24 protein-coding genes and 2 pseudogenes are annotated in these 26464 nt (G+C 67.0%); 22 read left to right on the top strand and 4 right to left on the bottom strand.

The window, feature by feature from the left end; translation table 11 throughout:
- Positions 1-154: 154 nt before the first annotated feature.
- From AC1D1S_RS07980 to AC1D1S_RS07940, 9 genes are all read left to right on the top strand, one after another.
- Positions 155-559, top strand: a complete 405-nt coding sequence (locus AC1D1S_RS07980; protein ID WP_476943309.1) for a tautomerase family protein — start codon at positions 155-157, stop codon at positions 557-559.
- 244 nt (positions 560-803) lie between these two features.
- Entirely contained in the window at positions 804-1805 is a 1002-nt protein-coding gene (gene iolC / locus AC1D1S_RS07975) for a 5-dehydro-2-deoxygluconokinase (protein ID WP_028275599.1), read from the top strand.
- On the top strand, positions 1802-2752 hold the full coding sequence (locus tag AC1D1S_RS07970; RefSeq protein ID WP_476994177.1) for a Cgl0159 family (beta/alpha)8-fold protein: 951 nt from the start codon (positions 1802-1804) through the stop codon (positions 2750-2752). The genes iolC and AC1D1S_RS07970 overlap by 4 nt, the downstream gene beginning before the upstream one ends.
- A 39-nt stretch (positions 2753-2791) precedes the next feature.
- Positions 2792-4720: a 3D-(3,5/4)-trihydroxycyclohexane-1,2-dione acylhydrolase (decyclizing) gene (gene iolD, locus AC1D1S_RS07965; RefSeq protein WP_476994176.1), complete on the top strand. Its 1929-nt coding sequence runs from the start codon at positions 2792-2794 to the stop codon at positions 4718-4720.
- A 48-nt stretch (positions 4721-4768) separates the two neighbouring features.
- The gene (locus tag AC1D1S_RS07960; protein WP_476946499.1) at positions 4769-6280 is read left to right on the top strand and encodes a CoA-acylating methylmalonate-semialdehyde dehydrogenase; all 1512 of its coding nucleotides are present in this window, start codon (positions 4769-4771) and stop codon (positions 6278-6280) included.
- A gap of 213 nt (positions 6281-6493) precedes the next feature.
- Complete coding sequence (locus tag AC1D1S_RS07955; RefSeq protein ID WP_476994175.1) at positions 6494-7405, top strand: sugar phosphate isomerase/epimerase family protein; 912 nt, start codon at positions 6494-6496, stop codon at positions 7403-7405.
- Between the two features lie 16 nt (positions 7406-7421).
- Positions 7422-8435 carry a Gfo/Idh/MocA family protein gene (locus AC1D1S_RS07950; RefSeq protein ID WP_476994174.1) on the top strand — a complete coding sequence of 338 codons (1014 nt, stop codon included), beginning with the start codon at positions 7422-7424 and terminating at the stop codon, positions 8433-8435.
- A gap of 82 nt (positions 8436-8517) precedes the next feature.
- A complete protein-coding gene (locus tag AC1D1S_RS07945; protein WP_243181590.1) occupies positions 8518-9393 on the top strand; it encodes a sugar phosphate isomerase/epimerase family protein in 876 nt (291 codons plus the stop codon).
- Positions 9390-10805 (top strand): sugar porter family MFS transporter, encoded by a 1416-nt coding sequence (locus AC1D1S_RS07940; RefSeq protein ID WP_476994173.1) that lies wholly within the window; start codon positions 9390-9392, stop codon positions 10803-10805. Before AC1D1S_RS07945 ends, AC1D1S_RS07940 begins: the two co-directional genes overlap by 4 nt.
- Positions 10806-10907: 102 nt before the next feature.
- Here the strand turns inward: AC1D1S_RS07940 and AC1D1S_RS07935 are convergent, their stop codons facing one another.
- Complete coding sequence (locus AC1D1S_RS07935) at positions 10908-11357, bottom strand: MarR family winged helix-turn-helix transcriptional regulator (protein ID WP_243181588.1); 450 nt, start codon at positions 11355-11357, stop codon at positions 10908-10910.
- A gap of 163 nt (positions 11358-11520) precedes the next feature.
- On the opposite strand from AC1D1S_RS07935, the gene AC1D1S_RS07930 reads away from it, so the two are divergent.
- Together AC1D1S_RS07930 and AC1D1S_RS07925 are read left to right on the top strand one after the other, a co-directional pair.
- Entirely contained in the window at positions 11521-12762 is a 1242-nt protein-coding gene (locus tag AC1D1S_RS07930) for an MFS transporter (RefSeq protein ID WP_243181587.1), read from the top strand.
- Between the two features lie 28 nt (positions 12763-12790).
- Positions 12791-13315: an aldo/keto reductase gene (locus AC1D1S_RS07925; RefSeq protein ID WP_476994172.1), complete on the top strand. Its 525-nt coding sequence runs from the start codon at positions 12791-12793 to the stop codon at positions 13313-13315.
- A gap of 4 nt (positions 13316-13319) precedes the next feature.
- Here AC1D1S_RS07925 and iolB read toward each other — a convergent pair whose 3' ends face one another.
- A complete protein-coding gene (gene iolB / locus AC1D1S_RS07920; protein WP_476943301.1) occupies positions 13320-14216 on the bottom strand; it encodes a 5-deoxy-glucuronate isomerase in 897 nt (298 codons plus the stop codon).
- A 95-nt stretch (positions 14217-14311) separates the two neighbouring features.
- Positions 14312-15052 carry a GntR family transcriptional regulator gene (locus AC1D1S_RS07915; RefSeq protein ID WP_243181584.1) on the bottom strand — a complete coding sequence of 247 codons (741 nt, stop codon included), beginning with the start codon at positions 15050-15052 and terminating at the stop codon, positions 14312-14314.
- Positions 15053-15400: 348 nt separating this feature from the next.
- On the opposite strand from AC1D1S_RS07915, the gene AC1D1S_RS07910 reads away from it, so the two are divergent.
- From AC1D1S_RS07910 to AC1D1S_RS07885, 6 genes are read left to right on the top strand one after another with little or no spacing between them, the layout of a single operon-like run.
- Positions 15401-16396 (top strand): substrate-binding domain-containing protein, encoded by a 996-nt coding sequence (locus AC1D1S_RS07910; RefSeq protein ID WP_028275612.1) that lies wholly within the window; start codon positions 15401-15403, stop codon positions 16394-16396.
- 52 nt (positions 16397-16448) lie between these two features.
- The gene (locus AC1D1S_RS07905; protein WP_028275613.1) at positions 16449-17498 is read left to right on the top strand and encodes an ABC transporter permease; all 1050 of its coding nucleotides are present in this window, start codon (positions 16449-16451) and stop codon (positions 17496-17498) included.
- An 18-nt stretch (positions 17499-17516) separates the two neighbouring features.
- Positions 17517-18434 carry an ATP-binding cassette domain-containing protein gene (locus AC1D1S_RS07900; protein WP_476994171.1) on the top strand — a complete coding sequence of 306 codons (918 nt, stop codon included), beginning with the start codon at positions 17517-17519 and terminating at the stop codon, positions 18432-18434.
- A 31-nt stretch (positions 18435-18465) separates the two neighbouring features.
- A complete protein-coding gene (locus tag AC1D1S_RS07895; RefSeq protein ID WP_476943300.1) occupies positions 18466-19569 on the top strand; it encodes a Gfo/Idh/MocA family oxidoreductase in 1104 nt (367 codons plus the stop codon).
- Positions 19569-20363, top strand: a complete 795-nt coding sequence (locus tag AC1D1S_RS07890; protein WP_476943299.1) for a TIM barrel protein — start codon at positions 19569-19571, stop codon at positions 20361-20363. The genes AC1D1S_RS07895 and AC1D1S_RS07890 overlap by 1 nt, the downstream gene beginning before the upstream one ends.
- A complete protein-coding gene (locus tag AC1D1S_RS07885) occupies positions 20360-21394 on the top strand; it encodes a Gfo/Idh/MocA family oxidoreductase (protein ID WP_476943298.1) in 1035 nt (344 codons plus the stop codon). The genes AC1D1S_RS07890 and AC1D1S_RS07885 overlap by 4 nt, the downstream gene beginning before the upstream one ends.
- A 126-nt stretch (positions 21395-21520) precedes the next feature.
- On the opposite strand, the pseudogene AC1D1S_RS07880 reads toward AC1D1S_RS07885, so the two are convergent.
- A pseudogene (locus AC1D1S_RS07880) lies at positions 21521-22189 on the bottom strand (gamma-glutamyl-gamma-aminobutyrate hydrolase family protein); the annotation flags it as partial.
- A gap of 39 nt (positions 22190-22228) precedes the next feature.
- Between AC1D1S_RS07880 and AC1D1S_RS07875 the strand changes: the two are divergent.
- The 5 genes and pseudogenes from AC1D1S_RS07875 to AC1D1S_RS07855 form a co-directional block, all read left to right on the top strand.
- A complete protein-coding gene (locus AC1D1S_RS07875) occupies positions 22229-22723 on the top strand; it encodes an SRPBCC family protein (protein ID WP_028275618.1) in 495 nt (164 codons plus the stop codon).
- A gap of 14 nt (positions 22724-22737) precedes the next feature.
- On the top strand, positions 22738-23445 hold the full coding sequence (locus AC1D1S_RS07870) for a FadR/GntR family transcriptional regulator (RefSeq protein ID WP_079550394.1): 708 nt from the start codon (positions 22738-22740) through the stop codon (positions 23443-23445).
- A gap of 193 nt (positions 23446-23638) precedes the next feature.
- Entirely contained in the window at positions 23639-25012 is a 1374-nt protein-coding gene (locus AC1D1S_RS07865; protein WP_372702868.1) for an MFS transporter, read from the top strand.
- A 27-nt stretch (positions 25013-25039) separates the two neighbouring features.
- Positions 25040-25816, top strand: coding sequence for an SDR family NAD(P)-dependent oxidoreductase (locus AC1D1S_RS07860; RefSeq protein ID WP_476994170.1), 777 nt, complete (start codon positions 25040-25042; stop codon positions 25814-25816).
- A gap of 108 nt (positions 25817-25924) precedes the next feature.
- Positions 25925-26464, top strand: a pseudogene (locus tag AC1D1S_RS07855) (LOG family protein); the annotation flags it as partial.

The raw sequence follows: 26464 nt of genomic DNA, 5'->3' as shown, positions 1-26464 counted from the left end.
GCGCAATACCCAACGCGGGGTCACTGAGGGCCCGTCCTGAGGGGCTGGGACGGGCGCTAAGTGACCCCAAGTTGCTGTGTGCTGTCACGGAATCCTTGCGTAGCTCCGAATTACTTTGTTAGTATGTCAGGACAAACTAGTGAAGGAGATGCGAGTGCCTCTCGTACGAATTGACGTCAACCAGGGCCGCGGCGCGGAGCAGCTCCGCGGACTCAGCCAGGGCATCCACAGCGCGATCGTGGCCGAATTTGGCATTCCGGAGCGGGACTACTTCCACGTGCTGACCGAGCATCCCGTGGGGCAAATTGTTGCCCAGGATGCCGGGCTCGGCTTCGAGCGGACGCCGGACGTGGTGATGATCCAGATCTTCACCCAGGCCGGGCGCAGCCAGTCCGCCAAGCAGTCCCTGTTTGCCGCCATCGCGGACAGGCTGGCCGCCGCGGGGGTCGCCGGCGAGGACGTTTTCATCGGATACGTCGAGAACACCGCGGGGGACTGGTCGTTCGGTTTCGGGCAGGCCCAGTACGTCACCGGCGAACTCGGCATTCCCGCCAGGTAGCCACCGGGGTAATACCGGCGCCTGCTCCGCCGCCGCGGCGCCGCGCGGGGCGTCACTTGAAGTCCCCGTGTCATGTTGTAAATATGTCAGTACAAACCTTTGACAGTACATGGATTCTAAGGCAAAGTAGTGGTTGTGGCCCGGCTCACGCCAGGCCCCAAAGCACCGAATAAGCACCGCAGAAACGCCGAAGCTCAGGCTGCGCAAAGGTATCGAGTCCACACCAGAAAGGTCCACGATCACCGTGACCCACGAACTGCTCACGATCGGGCGCATCAGTGTTGATATCTACCCGAACGACATCGGGGTGGATCTGGAGGATGTCACGTCCTTCGGAAAGTACCTTGGCGGATCCCCATCCAACGTAGCTGTCGCCGCCGCCCGCCATGGCCGCCGCACCGCCGTCATCACCCGCACCGGCGACGACGCCTTCGGCAAGTACCTGCACCGCGAACTGCGCAAATTCAACGTGGACGACTCCTTCGTCACGGCGGTCAAGGAATGGCCCACCGCCGTCACGTTCTGCGCCATCAAGCCGCCGGAGGACTTCCCGCTCTACTTCTATGGACGCTTCCCCACGGCACCGGACCTGCAGATCAAGGCCGAGGAACTGGACCTGGACGCCATCAGGGACGCCGGGATCTTCTGGTCCACCGTCACCGGACTCTGCCAGGAGCCCAGCCGCACTGCCCAGCTCACGGCCCACGAGGCACGGCCCCGCACCGGGCTCAAGGAAGGCCAGTTCACCATCCTGGACCTCGACTACCGGCCGATGTTCTGGGCTTCCGAGGAGGAAGCCCGGGAACAGGTCGCCAGGATCCTGCCGCACGTCACCGTCGCGATCGGCAACGACAAGGAATGCGCCGTCGCTGTCGGGGAAGGCACCCCGGACGAACAGGCGGACCGGCTGCTCGCGGCCGGCGTCGAAATCGCCGTCGTGAAGCTGGGCCCTGAAGGGGTCATGGCCAAGACCCGCACCGAGCGTGTGGTCTCTGCCCCGGTGCCCGTGGAAACTGTCAACGGCCTCGGCGCCGGCGACTCCTTTGGCGGGGCCTTCTGTCACGGCCTGCTCTCCGGCTGGCCCCTGGCACAGGTTCTCGACTTCGCCAACGCCGCCGGCGCCCTCGTCGCCTCCCGCCTGTCCTGCGCCGACGCGATGCCGACGCCGGACGAAGTCACCGGCCTGCTCGCCGACCGCGGCCGCCTGCTGCCGGGTACCTACGCCACCGAAGGAGCAGCACTGTGAGTGCAAACCCAGCCGTCGCCACCCGTGCGGTGAACGACGATCCCCGCCGCTACGAGCACCTGAGCATTATCCGGCTCGAAGACCCGGAAGCGATTGCCCGCGCCGCCAAGGCCCGGCGCCGCCACCCCGGTGTCAGGGCCCACCGGCAGAACTTCATTGTCGCCGCCGACCACCCTGCCCGCGGCGCGCTCGCCGTCGGAAACGATCCGGTGGCCATGGCCGACCGCCGCCAGCTCCTGGACCGCCTGCAGATCGCCCTGGCCAACCCGGACGTGGACGGTGTCCTCGCCTCGCCGGACATCATGGACGATCTGCTCCTGCTCGGCGCGCTCGAGGGCAAGCTGCTCTTCGGCTCGATGAACCGTGGCGGACTCTCCGGCCTGGTGAACGAATTCGATGACCGCTTTACCGGCCACACCGCGGCCGCGCTCGAGGCCCTGGGCGCCGACGGCGGCAAGATGCTGACCCGCATCTGCCTCGGCGACCCGGACACTGTCGCCACCCTCGAAGCGACCGCGAGGGCCATCGACTCCCTCGCCGAACGCAGGCTGATCGCCATGGYGGAACCGTTCCTCTCCGTCCGCGAAAACGGGAAGGTCCGCAACGACCTCTCCACCAATGCCGTCATCAAGTCAGTCGCCATCGCCGAAGGCCTCGGCGCGAGCAGCGCCTACACCTGGATGAAGCTCCCCGTGGTGGCCGAGATGGAACGCGTCATGGCGTCCACCACGATGCCCACCGTGCTCCTCGGCGGAGACCCGGACGCTGGCCAGGACGAGGTGTTCGCCAGCTGGCAGACTGCCCTCGCCTTGCCCGGCGTTCAGGGCCTCACCGTCGGCCGGACCCTGCTCTACCCGCAGGACGGCGACGTCGCCGGCGCCGTGGCAACCGCGGCCTCGCTGCTGCACCACACCGAATCCACCCGCACCAAAGAAGTATCGGAGTAGCTTCCCATGGGAATGAGCACGGCATCAGGAACACGCAGAATGACGGTCGCGCAGGCCGTCGTTGAATACCTGTCCAAGCAGTACACCGTCGATTCGGCCGGCGGCCAGGACTTCCGGGAACGCCTGATTCCGGGCACGTTCGGCATCTTCGGCCACGGCAACGTCGCCGGCGTCGGCCAGGCCCTCAAGCAGTACCAGCAGCTCGATCCGACGATCATGCCGTACTACCAGGGCCGCAACGAACAGGCCCAGTCCCACCAGGCGGTCGGCTTCGCCCGCCACACCCGCCGCCGCCAGACCTTCGCGATCAGCACCTCGATCGGTCCGGGCTCCTCGAACCTGCTCACCGGCGCGGCGCTGGCCACCACCAACCGGCTGCCGGTCCTGCTGCTGCCGAGTGACACGTTCGCGACCCGCGCCGCCGACCCCGTGCTGCAACAGCTCGAACAGCCCTACGCCTACGACATCACCGTCAAYGACGCGTTCCGGCCCCTGTCGAAGTTCTTYGACCGCGTCTCCCGGCCCGAGCAGCTGTTTTCCGCGTTCCACCACGGACTCCGTGTCCTCACCGACCCGGCCGAGACCGGTGCCGTCACCATCTCGCTGCCCCAAGACGTCCAGGCCGAGGCCTTTGACGTGCCCGAGGAATTCCTCGCCGAACGCGAATGGCGGATCCGCCGCCCGGACGCCGACGACGAGGACATCCGCCGCGCCGCCGAGGCGATCCGCGCCGCCAAGCGCCCGCTGATCATCGCCGGCGGCGGTGTGCTCTACGCCTACGCCAACGAGGAACTCGCGAAGTTCGCCGAGCTGACCGGCATCCCGGTCGGCAACACCCAGGCCGGCGTCGGCGTGCTGCACTGGGACCACAAGTTCTCCCTCGGGGCCATCGGCTCCACCGGCACGACGGCGGCCAACGCCATCGCCGCCGAGGCCGACCTCATCATCGGGATCGGTACCCGTTACGAGGACTTCACCACCGCCTCCCGGACCGCGTTCCAGAACCCGGACGTGAAATTCCTCAACATCAACGTCGCCGCCCTCGACGCCTACAAGCACGGCACCTCACTGCCGATCGTGGCCGACGCCCGAAAGGCCCTCGTCAAACTGAACCAGGCCCTCGGCGGCTACCGCATCGGCGCGGACCTCGAGCAGCGGATCGCGGCCGAGAAGAAACGCTGGGACGCCACCGTGGACGAGGCATTCGACACGCGGTTCACGCCGCTGCCGGCGCAGAACGAGATCATTGGCGCCACGAACCGCGCCATGGACGCCCAGGACGTCGTCATCTGCGCCGCCGGCTCACTCCCCGGTGACCTGCACAAGATGTGGCGCGTCCGGGACCCGTTCGGCTACCACGTCGAATACGCCTACTCCTGCATGGGCTACGAGATCCCGGGCGGCCTCGGGGTCAAGCGCGCCGCCCTGGCCGAAGCCGCCAAGGGCGGCACGCAGCGCGACGTCGTCGTCATGGTGGGGGACGGCTCCTATCTGATGATGCACACCGAACTCGTCACCGCCGTCGCCGAGCGGATCAAGCTGATCGTGGTCCTGATCCAGAACCACGGCTACGCCTCCATCGGTTCGCTTTCCGAATCGCTCGGATCCCAGCGCTTCGGCACCCAGTACCGGGCGCTGGATGAGGAACACCACAGCTTCGACGACGGCGACCGGCTCCCGGTGGACCTGGCCCTGAACGCCGAAAGCCTCGGCGTGAAGGTGATCCGGATCGAACCGGGGGAGAAGGTCATCGCCGAGCTCGAGCAGGCCGTCCGGGACGCCAAGGCCGCCCCAGAACGTGGCGGCCCGATCGTCATCCACGTTGAATCCGACCCGCTGCTGGATGCCCCCAGCTCCGAGTCGTGGTGGGACGTTCCGGTCTCCCAGGTCTCCGAGCTCGACTCGACGAAACAGGCTTTCCAGACCTACACCGACCACAAGAGCCGCCAGCGCAAGCTGCTCGGCTGACCCCGGCTCCCTGAGCCATCCCAGATTCCAACTCCCAAGGACATTCCCATGACTACCGTCACCGCCACCAAAACCATCCACCACTTCATCAACGGCGCCGAAACCGCCGGTGAGGGTACCCGCACCCAGCCCGTCTACAACCCGGCCACCGGCGCCGTCTCCGCAGAGCTGCGGCTGGCCAACCGGACCGACCTGGACACCACCGTCGCCGCCGCCCGCGCTGCCGCCGATTCCTGGGGCGACATCTCCCTGGCCAAGCGCACCGCGGTGCTGTTCAAGTTCCGCGAACTCGTCGCCTCCCACGTGGACGAGCTCGCCGAACTGATCACCGCCGAACACGGCAAGGTCCTCTCCGACGCCAAGGGCGAGATCGGCCGCGGACTCGAGGTCATCGAGTTCGCCTGCGGCATCCCGCAGCTGCTCAAGGGCGACTACTCGGACCAGGTCTCCACCGGCATCGACGTTTTCTCCTTCCGCGAGCCGCTCGGCGTCGTCGCCGGCATCACCCCGTTCAACTTCCCTGTCATGGTCCCGCTGTGGATGGCCCCGATGGCGATTGCCACGGGCAACGCCTTCATCCTCAAGCCCTCCGAGCGCGACCCCTCCGCCTCCATGCTGCTCGCCAAGCTGTGGAAGCAGGCCGGGCTGCCCGACGGCGTCTTCCAGGTCCTGCACGGCGACAAGGAAACGGTCGACGGCCTCCTGACCCACCCGGACGTGGACGGCATCTCCTTCGTCGGTTCCACCCCGATCGCCCGGTACGTCCACGAGACCGCCACCGCCCACGGCAAGCGCGTCCAGGCCCTGGGCGGCGCGAAGAACCACGCGATCATCCTGCCCGACGCCGACCTCGACAACGCTGCCGACCACCTGGCCGCCGCCGCGTTCGGCTCCGCCGGGGAACGCTGCATGGCCATCTCAGTCGCCGTCGCCGTCGGCGACGCCGCCGACCTGCTGGTCAAGAAGGTCGAAGAGCGCGCCCTGGCCGTCAAGGTCAACAACGGCACCGTGCCCGACGCCGAAATGGGCCCGGTCATCACGCCGGCGTCCAAGGAACGCATCGTGAAGATCGTCACCGAAGCCGAAACAGCCGGCGCCGCGATGGTGGTGGACGGCCGCGACCTCGTGGTCCCCGGCCACGAAGACGGGTTCTGGGTCGGCCCCACCGTCCTGGACCACGTCACGGCCGGGATGACCGCCTACACGGAGGAAATCTTCGGCCCCGTCCTGGTCGTGGTCCGCGTCGAGGACCTCGACGCCGGCATCGCCCTGATCAACTCCAACCCCTACGGCAACGGCACCGCCATCTTCACCTCATCCGGCGCCGCGGCCCGGAAGTTCCAGCGCTCCGTCACCGTGGGCATGATCGGCATCAACGTGCCGCTGCCCGTGCCGGTGGCGTACCACTCCTTCGGCGGCTGGAAGGCTTCGCTGTTCGGCGACAAGCACATCTACGGCCCCGAAGGCGTCTCCTTCTACACCCGCGGCAAGGTGGTCACCTCGCGCTGGCCCGAACCCACGCACGCCTCCGGCGCCTCCTACAACTTCCCGTCCAACTAGTCCCCACCGCCCCCCTCGCCTCGCAAGTCCCCACCGGCTCCCAGCCTTCGCAAGCTCAGGCAGGGGCCCTCGCCGGTGGGGCCCCACGGCCAGGGAACCCTGGCGGCGTGGGCCCATCCACCGCCACCCAACAACCGCGATCGATCGCTCCGCAACCGCCGTTTTGAGCGTCCAAAACGGCACCTGCGGAGCAACCGATGAGAAGGAATGGAAATGACAGAGAACAAGCTGATCATCGGCACCGCGCCGGACTCCTGGGGCGTCTGGTTCCCGGATGACCCCCAGCAGACCCCGTGGGAACGCTTCCTCGACGAGGTCGCCGAATCCGGCTACAAGTGGATCGAGCTCGGCCCCTACGGCTACCTCCCCACCGATCCGGCCCGTCTCGCCGAAGAGCTCAAGCAGCGCGACCTGAAGATCTCGGCCGGCACCGTGTTCACCGCATTCCACCGCGGGGCCCACCAGTACGACGAAGCCTGGGAGCCGGCCCGCAAGGTCGCCGAACTCACGGCAGCCATGGGAGGCGAACACATCGTGGTCATTCCCGCGATGTGGCGCGACGACGTCACCGGCGAGGCCGTCGAGAGCGGCACGCTGACCGAGAAGGCGTGGAGCGACCTGTTCTCCGGCCACAACCGCATGGGCAAGACCCTCTTGGAGGATTTCGGCCTGAAGCAGCAGTTCCACTCGCACGCCGACTCCCACGTCGGCGCGCAGGCGGACATCGAAACCCTGCTCGCGGCCACGGACCCGAAGTACCTCAACCTCTGCCTGGATACCGGCCACGCCGAATACTGCGGGGCCTCCAGCCTCGACCTGATCAAGAACTATCCGGACCGGATCGGCTACCTGCACCTCAAGCAGATCAACCCGGACATCCTCAAAAAGGTCAACGAGGAAAACATGACGTGGGCCGCCGCCAACCTGGCCGGCGTGATGACCGAGCCGCCGAACGGGCTGCCGGACCTGCGCGCCGTCATCGAAGCCGTGGAGGCGCTCCACCGGCCGATCTTTGGCATTGTGGAACAGGACATGTATCCCGTGGCCTTCGACGTCCCGATGCCGATCGCCAAGCGCACCCGGAACTACCTGCTTTCCTGCGGCTCCCGCACCGCCGTCAACTAGAACTGAGGACAAGATCATGACTAAGACCCTCCGCGTAGCTGTCATCGGCGCCGGCCGTATGGGCGCAGACCACATCCAGCGGCTCAACACCCGCATCCACGGCGCCGAAGTTGCCGCCGTCGTCGACGTCGACCTCGCCCGTGCCCAGGCCGCCATCGAAGGCATCCCCGGTGCCGTGGCCCTCGCCGACGCCGAGGAGGCCCTCAACAACGGCGACGTCAACGCCGTACTGATCGCCACCCCCGGTTTCCTGCACGAGGACATCCTGCTCAAGGCGATCGCCAAGGACATCCCGATCCTCTGCGAGAAGCCGCTCACCCCGGATGCCGAATCCTCCTGGAAGATTGTCGAAGCCGAGCAGGAGCTGGGCCACAAGCGCATCCAGGTCGGCTTCATGCGCCGCTTCGACGCCGAATACGCCGCCCTCGGCAAAATCATCCGCGACTCCGAACTCGGTGAGCTGCTCATGCTGCACCACCAGCACCGGAACCCCACCACCCCGGCGGGCTTCACCAACGAGATGCTGATCAACGACTCCGTGGTCCACGAATTCGACGCCATACGCTACTTCACCGGCGTGGAAATCACCTCGGTCCAGGTCCGCCTCGGCAAGGCCACACGGAACGCCCCGGCCGGTCAGCACGACCCGCAGCACGTGCTGATCGAGACCGAGTCCGGTGTCCTGGCCGACGTCGAGATCTAMGTCAATGCCAAGTTCGGCTACGAGGTGGCCACCCAGGCCTCCTTCGAAGACGGCATCGTCAGCATCGGCGGCGACAAAGGCCCGTACACCCGCAGCAACGGCCATTGGGGCGGCAACGTCACCCCCGGCTTCGAGGAACGTTTCGGTGCGGCATACGACGTCGAAATCCAGTCCTGGGTGGACGCGGCCCTCCGCGATGAGATCGGCGGCCCGACCGCCTGGGACGGCTACGCCACGGCCGCCTGCTGCGAGGCCGGCGTCGAGGCGCAGAAGAACGGCGAAAAGGTCGCCGTGAAGCTCAACGCCAAGCCCGCCCTGTACCGCTAAAACCCCGCCGGCCGGCGCCTTCTACTGCAAAGAACGCGCCGGCCGGCCGCACGCCCGCCAGATCCACAATGGAGTGTTCACCGTGAAAATCGCCCTAGATCCCACGCCGTTCCACCACAGCCACGGACTCCTCGAGTTCCCGCGCGTGGTGGCCGACCTCGGCTACAAGTACATGCAGATGACCCCGCACGCCGATTTCATCCCCTTCTTCAACCACCCGAAGGCCGACGACGAGCTCGTGGGCAAGCTGAAGGCGGCCTGCAAGGACGCGGGAATCGAAATCGCGTCGGTGCTGCCCGTGCTGCGCTGGTCCGGCCCGGACGAGGACGCGCGCGAGGCGGCCGTCCGCTACTGGAAACGGGCCATCCAGATCACCGTGGACCTGGGCGTTGGCACCATGAACACCGAGTTCAGCGGCCGGCCGGAGAAGGCCGAGGAATCCGAGCGGGCCTTCTACCGCTCCATGGAGGAGCTGCTCCCCATCATCGAGCGGGAGGGGATCGACCTGCTGATCGATCCGCATCCGGACGACTTCGTCGAGGAGGGCCTGGCCGCGATCCGGGTGATCCGCGGGCTGAACTCGAAGAATGTTGGCCTGGTCTACGTGGCCTCGCACAGCTTCCACATGAAGAACGCACCGCTGGAGATCATGCGGGCCGCGGGCGACAAGCTGCGCCTGGTCCACGTGGCCGACACGATGGACCACCACGCCTCACACGGCCTGCGTTACATCACCAACCCGCCCGGCAACCCCGTCCGCGTGCACCAGCACCTGAAAATCGGCGACGGCGACGTCAACTGGGACGAGTTCTTCGGCGGCCTGCAGGAGATCGGCTTCCTGGACCGTGAAGACACGGTGATGGTCTCCAGCGTCTTCGCCGAGGACGACAACGCCGCGGACGTCTCCCGGTACCAGCTGGAGACCATGAAGCAGCGGATCGCGAAGGCGAGCCTATGACGGCGCCCGTCGCCGAGGTGACAGGGCCCGCCAACCACAAACGGGCCCTCCGGACCGCGACGATCGTCTCCACTTTCGGCGGACTGCTCTTCGGCTACGACACCGGCGTGATCAACGGCGCTTTGCCGTACATGCAGGTGGACCTGGGCCTCACGCCACTGACCGAAGGGCTCGTGACCTCCTCGCTGCTGTTCGGGGCGGCCTTTGGCGCCCTCTTCGGCGGGCGCCTCGCGGACCGCCACGGCCGGCGCAAAATGATCATGGTGCTGGCCGTGGTGTTCCTCGCCGGCACCCTTGCGTGTACCTTCGCGCCGAACACAGAGGTGATGATCCTGGCACGCCTGATCCTCGGCCTGGCCGTGGGCGGGGCCTCGGTGACGGTGCCGGTGTACCTGGCTGAGGTCTCACCGAGTGCCCGGCGCGGACGGATTGTCACCCAAAACGAGCTGATGATCGTCACGGGCCAGCTGCTGGCCTTCATGTTCAACGCCTACCTCGGCAACAGCTTCGGCGAGGCCGGCGGGATCTGGCGCTGGATGCTGGTCATTGCAACCCTGCCGGCGATCGCGCTCTGGGTCGGCATGAACTTCATGCCCGAAAGCCCGCGCTGGCTGGCCTCGATGGGCAGCTTCGGCGAAACCCTCAGTGTGCTGCGGCGGATCCGCTCCCAGTCCGAGGCCCGGGCTGAATTTGAAGAAGTCAAGGCCATGGCCGTGGAGGACTACAAGGCCAAGATGGGCTCCTGGAAGGACCTCAGTGTTCCGTGGCTCCGGCACATATTCGTGGTGGGGATCGGGCTCGCGGTCATCCAGCAGATCACGGGCGTCAACTCGATCATGTACTACGGCACGCAGATCCTTGCCGAGTCCGGATTCGGCCGCGAAGCGGCCCTCACGGCCAACATCGCCAACGGGGTCATCTCCGTTCTCGCCACGTTTGTGGGCATCTGGCTGCTGGGCAAGGTGGGACGGCGGAGGATGCTCATCACCGGCCAGCTCGGCACCACGACGGCGCTGTTCCTGATCGGCGTCTTCTCTCTCATCCTCCCCGAGGGCCCCTCCCGGGGCTTCGTCATCCTGGCCCTGACCGTGACATTCCTGGCCTTCCAGCAAGGTGCAATCTCACCGGTCACCTGGCTGATGCTCTCAGAGATCTTCCCGCTGAAGATCCGCGGCCTGGGCATGGGCGCCTCGGCCTTCGTGCTGTGGATCGTGAACTTCCTGGTTGGCTTCGGCTTCCCGCAGCTCCTCGCCGCGATCGGACTGTCCAGCACCTTCTTCGTCTTCGCTGTGCTCGGCGTCGGGGCCATCGCCTTTGCCGCGAAGTACATTCCGGAGACCAAGGACAAGAGCCTGGAGGACCTGGAACACTTCTTCAAACAAGCGGCCGCCAGGGAACCGGTCACCGTCTAGCCCCAGTCAAGAAGGCCCTGCACGCACAAGCCCCGCCCGGGATTCGTCCCCGGCGGGGCTTTCTGCGTTCATTCTGCGTACTCGCGCGAGGAGGTTGCCGCGCTAGGCCGCGGCGTGCAGCCGGGGGAGGGCGTCGACCAGCGGCGCCAGTTCGGGGATTTCCTGGGCCTCGGCCAGCGCCCGCTCCAGCGTGGCGTCGTGGACCGGCCTGCTCTGCTCGAGCAGGGCGATGCCGCTGGGGGTGAGCTCGGTGTAGATTCCGCGGCGGTCATCCGCGCACAGGATCCGGGTCAGCAGCCCGCGGTCCTCGAGCCGGTTGACCAGGCGCGTGGTGGCGCTCGCGCTCAACGCCGTGGCGCGGGCCAGCTGCTGCATCCGCATGTGCCAGCCGTCCTGCCGGCTCAGCGCATCCAGCACGGTGTACTCCACGACGGAGAGCTGCGCCTCGGCCTGCAAGGACCGCTCCAGCTCGGCCTCGATCAGCCCGTGCAGGGCCGCCAGGGTCCGCCAGCCTTGCGCCCGGACCTCGACGGCGTCGTCCTTGATGCCCATCAGGTGTTTCCCTTCAACTCGCGTGCCCGTCGGGGTGGTGACGGGCACATCAATAATAGTTGCTTGCGCGCTGTATCTGCTTGTGCAAGAATAAATAACGCGTCTGCAACTACTAGCTTACGCGCCATACCCCATCCCGTACAGCTTTGTAAGGAGCACCTCCATGCCTGTTGGCCTGATAGCCCTCGCCCTCGGCGGGTTCGGCATCGGACTCACCGAGTTCGTCATCATGGGCCTGCTGCCGCAAGTGGCCGCAGACTTCCACGTCTCCGAGGCCACCGCGGGCTGGCTCATCTCCGGCTACGCACTCGCCGTCGTGGTCGGGGCGCTGGGTCTCACCGCCGCCGTGACGCGTTTCGAACGCAAGCCCGTGCTGGCCGTGCTGATGGTGCTGTTCATTGCCGGCAACCTCGTCTCGGCGCTCGCGCCGGATTACTCGGTAATGATGATCGGCCGCATCATTGCCGCGCTCTCGCACGGCGCGTTCTTCGGCATCGGCGCAGTGGTGGCCGCGAGCATGGTGGCGCCCACTAAGAAGGCGGGTGCGATCGCGATCATGTTCACCGGCCTGACTGCTGCGAATGTGCTCGGTGTCCCGTTCGGCACCATGCTGGGCCAGGCCGCGGGCTGGCGCTCCACGTTCTGGGCGATCACCGTGATCGGTGTCCTCGCCCTGGCCGGCATCCTCGCACTCGTGCCGAAAACCGGCTCCGGCGAACCAGCAGCGGGCGGATTGCGCGGCGAGCTCCGTGCCTTCCGCTCCGGACAGGTGTGGCTCTCCATCCTCGTGACCATCCTCGGCTACGGCGGCATGTTCGGCGCCTTCACCTACATCGCCTTTACCCTCACCGAGGTCACCGGCTTCTCCGCCGCCACGGTCCCGTGGCTGCTGATCCTCTTCGGCGTCGGGCTCTTCATCGGCAACACCCTCGGCGGCAAGGCGGCCGACAAGAACGTGGACCGCACCCTGCTCGTAGTCCTCGCCGCCCTGGTGCTGGTGCTCGTGGCCTTCGCCCTGACAGCCGGCAACCAGCCGGTGACCATCGCCACTATGGTGCTGCTGGGCGGCTTCGGCTTCGCCACGGTTCCGGGACTGCAGATGCGCGTCATGAAGTACGCCAGCAGCGCTCCCACCCTGGCCTCCGGCGCCAACATCGGCGCCTTCAACGTCGGCAACGCCCTGGGCGCCTGGCTGGGCGGCGTCACCATTACCGCCGGCCTCGGCTACACCTCGCCGATCTGGGCCGGCGCCGGGATCACCCTGCTGGGCCTGGCAGTGATGGTATTCGCCGCGGCTCAGGCCAAGCGACTGGCGACGGCCGGCGGTTCAACCGCCCCCGCCGCGGCAGCAGCGCAAACCAGCGCCGACATTCACACTACCGAGGCCGCAGCCGTTGTCCGCTGACCTCCCGAATGCAACCACAGGAGACACCATGAGTTCAATTCCCCCCATCGTCCTCAATAACGGGGTGCGGATGCCGCAGCTGGGCTTCGGCGTCTTTCAGATTCCCGACGCCGAGACCACCGAGGCGGTAGCGGCGGCGCTCGACGCCGGCTACCGGAGCATCGACACGGCCGCCATCTATGGAAACGAAACCGGAACCGGCCGCGCGCTCGCCGAGTCCGGGATCGCGCGGGAAGACCTGTTCATCACCTCCAAGCTGTGGATCGACGACCTCGGCTACGAACCAGCTCTGGCGGCTTTCGACGCGAGCCTGGACAAGCTGGGTCTCGACTACCTGGATCTTTACCTGATTCACTGGCCCGCGCCGGCGTCGGACCGGTACGCCGACTCCTGGCTGGCCCTTGAAAAACTCCATGCCGACGGCCGGGTCAGGGCCATCGGCGTGTCCAATTTCGAGCCGGGGCACCTGCAGCGGCTCATCGACCTGGGCGGCACGGTGCCGGCGGTCAACCAGGTGGAGCTGCACCCGGCGCTCCAGCAGCCAGCGGCCTGACGGCCTAGCGGCCGAACGGCAGTCGCGGGTCCAGGTCCTGGCCCTCCCAGGTCTGGCGGATCCAGCCGTGGTGCGGGTCATCGCTGATGAGCCACTCGCGGACCGGGCCGGGTCCGGCCATGACGTTGAGGTAATACATGTCGTAGCCGGGGGCGGCCATGGCGGGCCCGTGCCAGCCGTAGGGCACCAGGACGACGTCGCCGGTCCGGACCTCGGCCGCAACGTCGATGGGCCGCTCGTCGGAGGCGTAGACGCGCTGGTAGCCGATGGCGTCGTCGGCGCCCGGGCGTTGCGGGGCCCCGGGCGTCACCCGGGTTTCGAAGTAGTAGATCTCCTCGAGGTTGGTCTCGCCGTCTTTTTCCTCATCGTGCTTGTGYGGGGGATAGGAAGACCAGTTGCCGGCCGGCGTGAGGACCTCGCAGACGATGAAGCGGTCCGCCTCCAGCGCGGCGGGAGTCCCGAAATTGTGGACCTGACGGGAGCAGTTGCCCGCCCCGCGCAGTTCCACCGGCGTCTCGGCGGCCGTGATGAGGCGGGTCGGGTAGGCGGCCTTGGCCGGGGCAGTGGCGACTGCCACGCGTCCGCCGTCGGCCGAGGTGATGGCCACCGCCTTGCCGGCTCCCGTGTAGAGCACGTCGCTGGGGCCGCTGAAGACGCTGACCCGGCCGGCCAGGGGATAGTCCTGCCCGTCGACGGCCGCCACGAAAGAGCCGTTGAGCGGGATCACGATGCGTTCCTCCGCCGCGGCGTCGAGTTCGACGGCGGCGCCGGCTGCCAGCGTGGCAACCTTCAGCCCGGTATGCGCCCAGCCGTCCACCTCCAGTTTGGAGTCGGACGTCCCGATGGAGATGTCCCACGTGTCTTCGGCGGCGGTGCCGAGCGGATAGACCCAGTTGGCCATGGAAGCTGCCCTTTCGTTGTCGCGCCGGAGGCAGGCGCGTGTGTGTGCGGGGTTGGAGCCGGTTGCGCCCGTCGCTGGCGCCTAACTCTGGACGCTTACCTCTGGACCAGTGTCATTTCAAAGCTGTAGGAATCCGCCCGGTAGACGTGGTGGCCGGTTTCCACCATGCGTCCGGTGTCGTCCACCGCGGTCCGCTCCATGGTCACCAGGGCGGAGCCGGGGGTGGTCTCGAGCAGTGGCGCCTGGTAGTCATTGGCGATCATGGCACCGATCCGCTGTGAGGCCAGGCGGAAGTTCACGCCGCCGTTGCGCAGAATGGCGTAGAGGCCCTGCGCGCCCAGGGAAGCCTCGTCGAGGGCGGTGATGTCATCCCGCACCCAGTTCTCCATCAGGGCCAGCGGCTTGCCGCCCACCTTCCGGAGCCTGGTGAAGTGGTAGACCTTGGCGCCGGCCGGAAGCTGCAGAGCCGTCCGGATCGCGCCGTCCGCCTCCTCATGCGAGAAGCTGAGCACGTCGGTGGTGGGCTTGCTGCCGTTGTTGCTCAGGTCGTCGTAGAGGCTGGAGAGTTCCAGCGGGCGGCGGACCTGGCTGGACACCACCTGGGTGCCGACGCCGCGCTTGCGGACCAGGAGGCCCGAGCGGACCAGCTCGTCCATGGCTTTTCTCATCGTGGGCCGGGACAGGTTCAGCTGGGCGGCCAGGTCGATCTCGTTTTCCAGCCTGCTGCCGGGTTCCAGCAGCCCCGTGTGGATCGCTGCCTCGATGCCCTGCACCACTTGGTGGTACAGCGGCACCGGGGAAGAGCGGTCGATCCGCAGATTCAGTTGATTCGCCACTGGACATGCTCCCTTGTGCTCCGCGGCGGCCGTTGTGCCGGCCTGTCCGCGTATGTCAGGCTATGTTCGCTTGATAGGACATACTGCCTTTTTCTGATAGTAGCAGGGCTGCCAAGAGGTGCCAAGGGCTGCTGTGACGGGCTTTGTTTGCGGGGGTCGGGCTGTCGGCGCTGGCCCGGCAAGCTCTGCGAATGCGACATTCCGACCCCACTTCGTTACGTCCAAACATCCTAATGTCAGGACAAACTATTGACAACTGTGATTGGAGTCACCATGATCGGTTGTAGATGGCTCATGGACCGACGCGATGAAGCGGCCGGCGTGGCCCGGAATCAAAGGAGATTGATCGTGACCAAGTTCTCGTGGCGGAAGGCGACCCTCGTGGCGGCCGTTGTACCCATGCTGGCCCTGAGCGCGTGTTCCAGCACCGGCGGCAAGCCCGCAGACTCAGGCAATGCGGCTGGCGGAGGCCAGGCAGCCAGCACCTCCCGCATCAAGGTCGCCCTTATCACGCACGCCGCAGCCGGTGACACCTTCTGGGATATTGTTCGCAAAGGCGCCGAGGAGGCATCGGCAAAGGACAACGTTGAGCTCCTCTATACGTCCGATCCCGAAGCCGGGCGCCAGGCCCAGCTCATTCAGCAGGCCATCGACCAGAAGGTCGACGGCATCGCGGTCACGCTCGCCAAGCCCGAAGCCCTCAAGGACGTCCTGAAGAAGGCCTCCGACGCCGGCATACCGATTGTGAGCCTCAACGCCGGCGAATCGGTCTCCTCCCAGCTCGGAGCATTCACCCACTTCGGTTCCAACGAGCAGCTCGCCGGTCAGGCCGTGGGCACCAAGCTGGCCGCGGACGGCTACAAGCACCCGGTCTGCGTGATTCAGGAACAGGGCCACGTGGGACTTGAAGCACGGTGCGCGGGCGTCAAGGCGAAGGTTCCCGGAACGGAGATCCTTTACGTCGACGGCAAGGATATGACCTCCGTTCAGTCCACCGCGACTGCCAAGCTTCAGGCTTCCAAGGACGCCGACGTCATCATCGGCCTCGGCGCCCCCATCACCCTGACCCTCCTCAAGTCGGTCACTGACGCCGGCAGCTCTGCCAAGGTTGCCAGCTTCGACCTCAACGCGGAGCTCGCCCAGAAGATCGTGGATGGTGCAGTTCTGTTCACCGTGGACCAGCAGCCGTGGCTGCAGGGCTACGGAGCCGTTGACGCCATCTGGCAGAACAAGCGCGGCGGCTTCAAGATCGGCGGCGGCCAGCCTGTGCTGACAGGCCCGGCGGTCATCGACAAATCCAATGCGGCCGATGTCCTGACCTTCGCCCAGCAGGGCGTCCGCTAACAGCCCGCTGGCCGGGCCGGTTCGCGCCGGCCCGGCGGCAAGGAGACTTATCATGACCATCACCCAGACCAAGACAAAGTCGCCGGCGCCCGATGAGCGCGTCGCCAAGCGCAGTCCGTTCCAGAAGTTGCTCGGACGTCCCGAGGTCGGTGCCCTGGTGGGCGCGATCGTCCTCTTCATCTTCTTCGCGTTGGTGTCCCCGACCTTTACCCAGCCCGGTGCCCTGGCGACCATCCTGTACGGGTCCTCCACGATCGGGATCATGGCGGTGGGGGTGTCCTTGCTGATGATCGGCGGGGAGTTCGACCTCTCCACCGGTGTCGCCGTGATCACCTCGGCGCTGACCGCGTCGCTGTTCAGCTGGTACTTCACCACGAACGTCTGGGTCGGCGTCGGCCTGGCCCTGGTGGTCTCCTTGTCCGTCGGGTTCATCAACGGCTGGATCCTGATCAAGACCAAGCTGCCGTCCTTCATCGTCACTCTGGCCACGTTCCTGATGCTGACCGGCCTGAACCTGGGCCTGACCCGGCTGATCGGCGGCTCGGTGTCCTCGCCCTCGATCTCGACCATGGACGGTTTCGCCTCGGCCCGGGCGGTGTTCGCCTCCTCGGTGAGCGTCGGCGGCGTCGACATCAAGATCACCGTGTTCTACTGGTTCGCGCTCGTCGCGGTCGCGACCTGGGTGCTGATGCGGACCCGGGTGGGGAACTGGATCTTCGCCGTCGGCGGGGACGCGAACGCGGCCCGCGCCGTGGGCGTGCCGGTCAAGGCCACCAAGATCGGTTTGTTCATGGCCGTGGGGTTCTGCGCCTGGATCCTGGGCATGCACAACCTCTTCGCGTTCGACACCGTGCAGTCCGGTGAGGGCGTGGGCAACGAGTTCCTCTACATCATCGCCGCGGTGATCGGCGGCTGCCTGCTCACCGGCGGGTACGGCTCGGCGATCGGCGGCGCGATCGGCGCGTTCATCTTCGGCATGGCCAACAAGGGCATCGTCTACGCGCAGTGGAACCCGGACTGGTTCAAGTTCTTCCTGGGCCTGATGCTGCTGCTGGCCACCATCGTCAACCTCATCGTCAAGCGCCGCGCGGAACTGAAGTAGAAGGGGCCGAAGAGAACCATGAATGCCAAAGAGATCGACCAGCAGACCCTGCTGCAGAACGAAAAAGACCCGCTCACCCACACCCCGGTGCACCTGCTCTCCCTCGACGGGGTCGGGAAGCACTACGGGAACATCATCGCCCTCTCCGAGGTCACCATGGCGGTGGACAACGGCCGCGTCACCTGCGTGCTGGGCGATAACGGTGCGGGCAAATCCACGCTGATCAAGATCATCGCCGGCCTGCACCAGCACGACGCCGGAACACTGAATATCATGGGCCAGGAGCGGAAGTTCAGCTCCCCCCGGGACGCCCTCGATGTCGGGATCGCCACGGTCTACCAGGACCTCGCCGTGGTGCCGCTGATGCCGATCTGGCGGAACTTCTTCCTCGGCTCGGAGCTCACGTCCGGCTTCGGCCCGTTCAAGAGCATGGACGTCGAGAAGATGAAGGACATCACGCTCAAGGAACTCGCCGCGATGGKCATCGACCTGCGCGACGTCGAACAGCCCATCGGCCAGCTCTCCGGCGGTGAACGCCAGTGCGTCGCGATCGCCCGGGCCGTGTACTTCGGCGCGAAGGTCCTGATCCTGGACGAGCCCACCGCGGCGCTGGGCGTGAAGCAGTCCGGCGTGGTGCTCCGCTACATCCTGCAGGCCCGCGACCGCGGCCTCGGCGTCATCTTCATCACCCACAACCCGCACCACGCCTTCCCCGTCGGGGACCGGTTCCTGCTGCTCAAACGCGGCAAATCGATCGGTTACTACGACAAGAAGGACATCACCCTCGACGAGCTCACCGCCCAGATGGCCGGCGGCGCAGAACTCGCCGAACTCGCCCACGAACTCGAACAACTCGGCGGCCACAGCGACGTCGTCAAAGAAGTCCAGGGCGAAGTCGCCGACGTGTCCCAGACCACCGGCAAGACCTACGGGTAACCGCCGCCCCAACTCCTGAAAGGACAAGCCTTTGGCTTACCTCAACCGCAACGCCTCCGACGCCGTCCTGCCCGTGCGGATCGGGCTGATCGGCTCGGGCTGGATGGGCGCCTTCCACGCCGAGAGCATTGCCCGCCGGGTCCCCGGCGCCGTCCTTGCCGCCATCGCGGATCCGAACCTGGAATCCGCCGGGGCGCTGGCCGGCGCCCTAGGCACCACGAAGGTGACCGCCGACGCCGCTGACCTCCTGGCCGACCCGGCGATTGACGCCGTCGTCATCGCCAGCCCCGCGCGTTTCCATTCCTCCCTGATCGGCCAGGCCGCAGCGGCCGGAAAGCACGTCTTCTGCGAGAAGCCCGCAGGTCAGGGGCTCGAGGAGCTCGACGCCGCCCTTGACGCCGTCGACGCCGCTGGGGTGCACTTCCAGATCGGCTTCAACCGCAGGTACGCCGCAGACTTCCAAGCGGCCAAGAAGGACCTCGCCGCCGGAATCGTGGGGCAGCCGCAACTGCTGCGTTCGCTGACCCGGGACCCGGGCACGGGGAGCATCGGCCACGCCGCAAGGGTCCCGGCATGGACCATCTTCCTCGAAACCCTGATCCACGACTTCGACACCCTGAACTGGTTCAACGAAGGCGCCGAACCCGTGGAGGTCTACGCCGTCGCCGACGCGCTTGTGGAGCCGGGACTGCGGGACCAGGGGTTCCTGGACACCGCCGTCGTGACCATCCGCTACAGCAATGGTGCGATCGCCGTCGCCGAGGCAAACTTCAGCGCACTCTACGGTTACGACATCCGCGGCGAGATTTTCGGCTCCAAGGGCATGGTCCAGGCCGGCCGCGCCACCGAAACCGCCGCCCGCCGGTTCACCGCCGAGGGGATGTCCGCCGACACCCCACGGCTGAACATCGAGCTCTTCCGGCAGGCCTACACAGACGAGCTGGCGGACTTCGCCGACGCCGTGCGCGCCCGGCGTGACGGCACCGCTCCGGAGTCGAAGCCCTTCACTCTCACTCCGGGAGCCAGCGACGCCCGGCGCGCACTGGCCGTGGCGCTGGCCTGCATTGAGTCCGTCAAGCGGGGGACCCCGGCAACGGTCAACACAGTGGCCGTCAACGAGAACGTGGTCCTCTGATGCGGCTCGCCGTGTGCGCTGAGATGGTCTTTACGGACCTGCCGTTCACGGAGCGGGTGCGGCGGCTCCACGAGGCCGGCTTCGACGTCGAACTCTGGGACTCGCGGCCCAAGGACATCGGCGCGCTCAAGGCCACCGGGGCGCTGTTCTCCTCCATGACCGGATACAGCTCCGGCAGCCTCGTGGATCCGGACACGGCGGACGAGGTGGTGCGGACCGCCGAGTCCCTGATCTCCACCGCCCTGGAACTTGGCGTCAGCCGGCTGGTGGTCCACCCGGCGGAACTCGTCGACGGCCACGCGGCCCGGCCTGTCTACCGCTCCAGCGGACACATGTGGGCCACCGGCGCCCGGACCCTGGAACGGCTCGGGAAGCTCGGTGAGAAGTACGGGGTGACGTTCTGCCTCGAGAACCTCAACACCATCCGGGACCACCCCGGCATCCCGCTGGCCCGGGCCAAGGACACCCTGGCGCTCGTGCAGGCTGCCGGGCACCCGAACGCCAGGCTCATGCTGGATCTCTATCACGCCCAAATGGGGGAGGGGAACCTGGTCGAGCTCGTCCGGACCGCCCTGCCATACCTCGGCGAAATCCAGGTGGCGGACGTTCCAGGCCGTTGCGAACCCGGAACCGGGGAAATCAACTACGCGGCCGTGGCCAGGGCGCTCGCGGACGCAGGCTACGAAGGAACCGTGGGCATGGAAGCGTGGGCCAGTGGCGACAGCTATGCGGCCCTGGAGGCCTTCCGTGCGGCGTTCACCGTGCCCGCACCAAACATGAGAGTGGAAGTATGAAAGACGTAATCCTTGGACTCGCCGGCGTTGGGCGGATCGGGGTCATGCACGCCAACAACATCGCCGCCCTCAACGAGGTCCTGAACCCACGAGGGATCCGTGTCCGTCTCCGCCTCACTGACGTCGCCGAAGAGCACGCCCGGACGGTGGCAAGCGGTCTCGGTGCCGAATTCCTGCCCTCGGTCCAGGCGCTGCTGGCCTCGGGGCTAGACGGCCTGGTCATCGCCACCGGAACCGGGACCCACCCCGAGCTCATCAAGGCCGGCGTGGACGCCGGGATCCCGGTGTTTTGCGAAAAGCCCGTGGCCCTGAACGTGGCCGACGCCCTGCCGGTGATCGACTACATCCGGGACCGGAACGGCGTGGTGCAGATCGGGCATCAGCGCCGGTTCGACGCCGGCTACCTGGAAGCCCGCCGCGCTTACCAGGCCGGCGAGCTCGGCTGGATCCATTCCCTGCGTGCCGTCACGTGCGACATGACGCCGCCCCCGGTCGAGTTCCTGGCCAGCTCCGGCGGGCTCTTCCGTGACTGCTCGGTCCACGATTTCGACATCCTGCGCTGGCTCACAGGCCGCGAAATCGTCGAGGTCTACGCCAAGGGCTCCAACAACGGGGATCCGGCCATCGGTGAGGCCGGCGATGTGGACACGGCCCTCGCGGTGGTGACGTTCGACGACGGCACCGTGGGAACGGTTTCGGCGACCCGCTACAACGGGGCGGGCCATGATGTCCGGCTGGAAATCCAGGGCTCCCGCGGCTCGCTGATGGTGGGCCTGGACGACAAGACGGCCATGGCCTCCGCCGAAGCGGGGATCGCTTTCCCCGCGGGGAAGCCGCACCTGACGTTTGCCGAGCGGTTCGAGACGGCGTACCGCTCCGAAATGGAGGCGTTCGTCGACCTGATCCTTGGCCGCCGGGAGAATCCCTGCACTCCGGAAGACGCCGTCGCGGCCTCCCGGGTTGCCGATGCCGCTCAGGAATCGCTGGCCACCGGTGCCCCGGTCAAGGTGACGGTGAGCGTCGGCAGCTGACCACGGCCCGGGGCGTCCGGCTCRGGGCCGGGCGCGGCACGCCTCGACGAAGGCCCGGAACGGCGCGAGCCGTTCCCCGGCCGGGAGCTCCAGGGCCTCGGGGTGCCACTGGACCGAGGCCACCCAGCGCTCCGGATCCTCCAGCGCCTCGACGGTCCCGTCCTCGGCCACGGCCGTCGCCCGCAATCCTCCGGCCACCCGGGCCACAGCCTGATGGTGGCCGGAGGCGATCTTCACGTTCACGGCACCGGAACCGCCGCCGTAGAGCGCGGCCACCCTGGAGCCGGCCCGCACCGCCACCTCATGCCAGGCCCACGGGCCGGCCCCGTGCACCGGCGCGGGCTCGCGGTGCGCCACCGTCCCCGGCGCCATGTCCTGGATGAGCGTCCCGCCGTAAAGCACATTGAGCAGCTGATGCCCGCGGCAGATGCCGAACACAGGCAGCCCGGCGTCGATCGCAAGACGCGCCACGGCGAGATCCAGCGCGTCCTGGGCAGGGCTGACGTCGTAGCAGACGTCACCGCGCAGCTCGCCGTAGAGGGCGGGGTCGAGGTCGCCGCCGCCGGGAAGGACGACGCCGTCAAGGCAGGCCATCGCCGCGGCGAGGCCGCCGTCGTCGGGCCCCGGAGCGTCGAGCAGCACCGGTTCGCCGCCGCCCTCGCGCAGCAGTTCCACGATGTACTCGAACAATGCGTTGGCTTCCGCCACGCGCGGGTCGGGATCGGAGGAACTGCTGAGGCGGACGGGAACGCCGATGCGCGGCCGACCGCGAAGGGGGTTGCGGGAAGTCTGCATGCCTCATTCTGCAACACGATCGCGGACTAGGATTACTAGATGAATCCCCGCTATCTCGTGTCCCGCAGCCGGTACATCGCCGCAGCCCCCGAAGCCATCTTCGAGGTGCTCGCCACGCCTGCCCTGCACAGCGTGATCGACGGCTCGGACACGGTGAAGGGCACCCAGCCGCGCGGGCCACGGCGCCTGTACCTCCGCGCCAGGTTCGGCATGCAAATGAACATGCGGGTGAACTACAAGATCCTCAATACCGTCTGCGAATTCGAGGAAGGCCACCGGATTGCATGGCGGCACTTTTACGGCCACGTGTGGCGCTACCTGCTTGAACCATCCACGGGCAAGGACGGCACCGCTGGCACCCTGGTCACCGAGCAATGGGACGCGCGGCAGGTCCGCGGCAAGAGCCTGCTCCGGATGGCCGGCTACCTGCGCCGCCATCCGGCCAACCTGGAGCAGACGCTGGCCAAGCTCGACGCCTACATGGCTGCGCACCCGGACATGGGTAATGTGGATGGCAGCACGAAACGAGACTGAAGGTGGGAACTGGGATGGGCCGCAGGACACTGGTCGACGATCTCGTCGACGGCCTGCTGACCGAAATCCTTGACGGAAAGCTCCTGCCCCACAACCCGATTCCGCCCGAGGCCGACATTGCCAAGGCCTACGGCGTCAGCCGGCTCACCGTGCGTGAGGCCCTCAAAGCCCTCCGGGCGCAAAACATCCTCTATGTGAAGGCCGGCCGGGGAACATTCGTCAATCCCACGGACAACTGGACCGGCCTGGACGCGATCTTCAAGGCAGCCTCCCATGGCAATGCGGCCGACCAGGTCTCGGTGGGACTGATTGAGATGCGACGGATGGTGGAGACCGGGGCCGCGGCGCTCGCCGCCAAACGCTATACCCCGGAGCAGGCCGAGCGCATGCGCGAGTGCATCGCGGATATGAAGCGCTTCCACGACTCCGGCGACCTGGACCGCTTCGTGGAGGCGGACATTGGTTTCCACGACGCCGTCCTGAAGGCGTCCGGCAACCCCTTTGTCCGGGCCCTGTTCGCCCAGTTGGGCCAGCTGCTGTACGTGACCCGGCGCGAAACGTCGGCCGTCGAGGTGATCCAGCAGCACGCCATCGATTACCACCAGCGGGTCCTGGACAGCATTCTGAGCGGCGACGCCGAGCGCTCGCGGCAGGCGATGGATGAGCACATGGACCAGACCAATGCGGACTACGAACGCTACGTCCGGGGCGCCAAGTCCTGACGTCCGCCTCCGGACTCTTGACGTAATCCGAATCACATCCTAAGATTTTGGCTAGTTCCTGAATCAGATGTCTGACATCTGACTCAACAAGAATCCTGCAGCACGCGCTTCCAGGCGGGCAGGATGACCACCCCAATCCACCGCTTTCCTCACCCGGCACAGCCGCAGGGCAGGAAAACACTTAAGAAGGTCGATGATGACTTCATTAGCCCCCAAGTCCTTCGGACTCGGCGAACTGGGCGACCGCACGCTCCGCAAGGTCCGCCGCCGCGTCATGCCCCTGATTGTCCTGCTCTACTTCGTTGCCTACCTGGACCGCAACAACGTCGGATTCGCCAAACTCACCATGAGCGAGGACATCGGCCTGAACTCCGCTGCCTACGGTCTGGGCGCCGGCATCTTCTTCCTTGGCTACGCCCTCCTGGAGGTTCCMAGCAACGCCGGCATGTACCGGTTCGGAGCCCGGAAATGGCTGGCCCGCATCCTGATCACGTGGGGCATCTTCGCCACCGCCATGTGCCTGGTGAACGGTGAAACCACGTATTACATCGTCCGGTTCCTGCTCGGTGCCGCCGAGGCCGGGTTCTTCCCGGCGATCCTGTTCTACCTGACACTGTGGTTCCCTGCCGCGCAGCGCGTCACCGTGCTGGGCATCTTCATCCTTGCCCAGCCCGTATCCAACGCGCTCGGCGCCCCGGTATCCGGGCTCCTGCTGCAGATGGACGGCGTCATGGGCCTCCAGGGCTGGCAGTGGCTCTACATCATCGAAGGCATCCCGGCGATCGCCCTCGGCCTGCTGACACCCATCCTCATGACTGACCGTCCGCGGGACGCCAAATGGCTCGAAGCCGACGAGCGCAACTGGCTCACCGCCACCATGGACGCCGAACTGGCCGCCAAGTCCCAGTCGGGCAAGCACAACTTCATGGCCGGGCTCAAGGACAAGCGCACCCTGGTCTACTCCGCCCTGTACTTCGGCCTGGTGTGCGGGATCTACGGCCTGGGCCTGTGGATGCCCACCATCGTCGCGGCCCTCGGCAAGTTCTCCACGGCAGAGGTCGGCTTCATCGTCTTCATCCCCTATGCCGTGGCCGCAGTATTCGTCTACTTCTGGAGCAAGCGCGCGGACCGGACCGGCAAGCGTGCCTGGCACGCCTCGGTCAGCATGGTGCTTGCGGGCGTCGGACTCGTGGCCGCCGGCTACCTGCTGCCGGTCAACCCGTTCCTCGCGATGGTCGGCCTGACGCTCTCCGCCATGGGGATCTACGGGGCGATCGCCCCCTTCCTCTCGATGCCCTCCGCGGCGCTGACCGGTGCGGCTGCCGCTTCCGGGCTGGCCCTGGTGAACTCCCTCGGAAACCTCGGCGGCTTCATCTCCCCGTACGCCGTCGGCCTCCTCAAGGACGCCACCGGAAGCAACCAGAGCGGGCTCCTGTTCCTGTCCCTGTGCCTGTGCATCACGGCAGTGGCCACCTACCTGTACGCCCGCCGGCGCCCCGAAGGCGACGCCGGCCTTGACCCAGCGGTCGCAGCGGCTGCCGCCGTCGACCCGGCCAAAGTATCCTGATCCGAACCCCCCGAAGGAATCTTCGTCATGACATCAATTACCCCGTTCCCCACTGAACGCACCGTGGTCCTGACCGGAGCCGCGTCAGCCCGCGGCATCGGCCGTGCCGCCGCCGACCGCCTGGCCAGCGAGGGCTGGTCCATCGCAATCCTGGACATCAATGCCGAGGACGCCAGCGCCGCTGCGGCCGAAATCGGTTCCAACCGTGCGGTCAAGGCCATCGGCGTCGGTGCGGACGTCTCCGACGCCGCGTCGGTTGACCGGGCCATCACCGAGATCGAGGGCTCGCTGCCCCCGATCGTCGCGCTGGCCAACCTGGCCGGCATCAGTTCCCCGACGCCGTTCATGGACACCACTGTCGAGGAATGGGACAAGGTCTTCGCCATCAACATGCGCGGATCCTTCATCGTCTCCCAGCGCGTGCTCAAGGGCATGATCGAGCGCAAGCTCGGCCGGATCGTGAGCATCTCCTCGATTTCGGCACAGCGGGGCGGCGGCACCTACTCAAAGGTCGCCTACAGCGCCTCCAAGGCCGGGATCATCGGATTCACCCGCGCCCTGGCCCGCGAGGTGGGCGAGTTCGGGGTCACGGTCAACGCCATCGCCCCCGGCCCCATCGACACCGACATCATGGGCGGCACCCTGAGCGAGGAACGCAAGGCACAGCTGTCGGAGGGCATCATGATGGGGCGGGTCGGCAGCCGCGAGGAAGTGGCGGCCCTGATCGCCTTCCTGCTCGGCCCGGACGCCGGTTACATCACCGCGGCCACCTATGACATCAACGGCGGTCTCCAGGTCTCCTAACCTGCACGCACCCCCGTTGCGCTATCACTTTTGGGCCTCAAGATCCCGGAATGGCCACCAGGAGTGATGGCGCAACGGGGGAGCTTGGCCACGGTCTAGGCTGGCTCCATGAGCGCCGCCCGCAGCCTTCACCCCAGCCCCCGCACGTTGGAGGTCGAGAGCCTTGCCGGTTTCGACCGGCTGGTCGCGGCGGGGGCGCGCAGCATGCACGGCTGGCATGTCCAGTCGCTGGACCTGCGGGGCCGCCGGGCCCAGCTGACGGCGCTTGAGGCCCAGGGCGCGGTCTTCCTGGGCTGCAGGTTCGACGACGGTGTGGAGGATTTGCTGCGCGGCCGGGGCGCCCTCATCTTTCCCCGGCTCACGGCCGTGCCGTTCAACCCCTACCGCGGGCAGCTGTACACGCCGCAGGAACTCTATTCCGGGATCGCCACCTCACCCTACGAGGACACGCTCGACGCGCGGGTGTACCAGTGGAGCATCCGGCCGGGCCAGCGCCGCCGTCTGGATGCGACACTGGCCGCCGCCCTGCATGACCACTCGATCGGCGTGGCACTCGACGAACTGGCCGGCACCTATCTCCGCGCCGGTCGCACGATGGTGGGGGTCATGGGCGGGCACATTGCCCGCCGCGGCACCGCCGTCTTTGAG

This window comes from Arthrobacter sp. P1_A5 (assembly GCF_056406825.1).
The sequence above is the reverse complement of the archived record's forward strand: the minus strand, read 5'-3'. Positions and strand labels throughout refer to the sequence as shown.

Coding starts and splice junctions, on each gene's coding strand:
- AC1D1S_RS07870 (WP_079550394.1), top strand. CDS start 22,738: ATGGGCCGCAGGACACTGGTCGACGATCTCGTCGACGGCCTGCTGACC.
- AC1D1S_RS07930 (WP_243181587.1), top strand. CDS start 11,521: ATGCCTGTTGGCCTGATAGCCCTCGCCCTCGGCGGGTTCGGCATCGGA.
- AC1D1S_RS07940 (WP_476994173.1), top strand. CDS start 9,390: ATGACGGCGCCCGTCGCCGAGGTGACAGGGCCCGCCAACCACAAACGG.
- AC1D1S_RS07890 (WP_476943299.1), top strand. CDS start 19,569: ATGCGGCTCGCCGTGTGCGCTGAGATGGTCTTTACGGACCTGCCGTTC.
- AC1D1S_RS07960 (WP_476946499.1), top strand. CDS start 4,769: ATGACTACCGTCACCGCCACCAAAACCATCCACCACTTCATCAACGGC.
- AC1D1S_RS07955 (WP_476994175.1), top strand. CDS start 6,494: ATGACAGAGAACAAGCTGATCATCGGCACCGCGCCGGACTCCTGGGGC.
- AC1D1S_RS07860 (WP_476994170.1), top strand. CDS start 25,040: ATGACATCAATTACCCCGTTCCCCACTGAACGCACCGTGGTCCTGACC.
- AC1D1S_RS07905 (WP_028275613.1), top strand. CDS start 16,449: ATGACCATCACCCAGACCAAGACAAAGTCGCCGGCGCCCGATGAGCGC.
- AC1D1S_RS07875 (WP_028275618.1), top strand. CDS start 22,229: ATGAATCCCCGCTATCTCGTGTCCCGCAGCCGGTACATCGCCGCAGCC.
- AC1D1S_RS07925 (WP_476994172.1), top strand. CDS start 12,791: ATGAGTTCAATTCCCCCCATCGTCCTCAATAACGGGGTGCGGATGCCG.
- AC1D1S_RS07885 (WP_476943298.1), top strand. CDS start 20,360: ATGAAAGACGTAATCCTTGGACTCGCCGGCGTTGGGCGGATCGGGGTC.
- AC1D1S_RS07935 (WP_243181588.1), bottom strand. CDS start 11,357: ATGGGCATCAAGGACGACGCCGTCGAGGTCCGGGCGCAAGGCTGGCGG.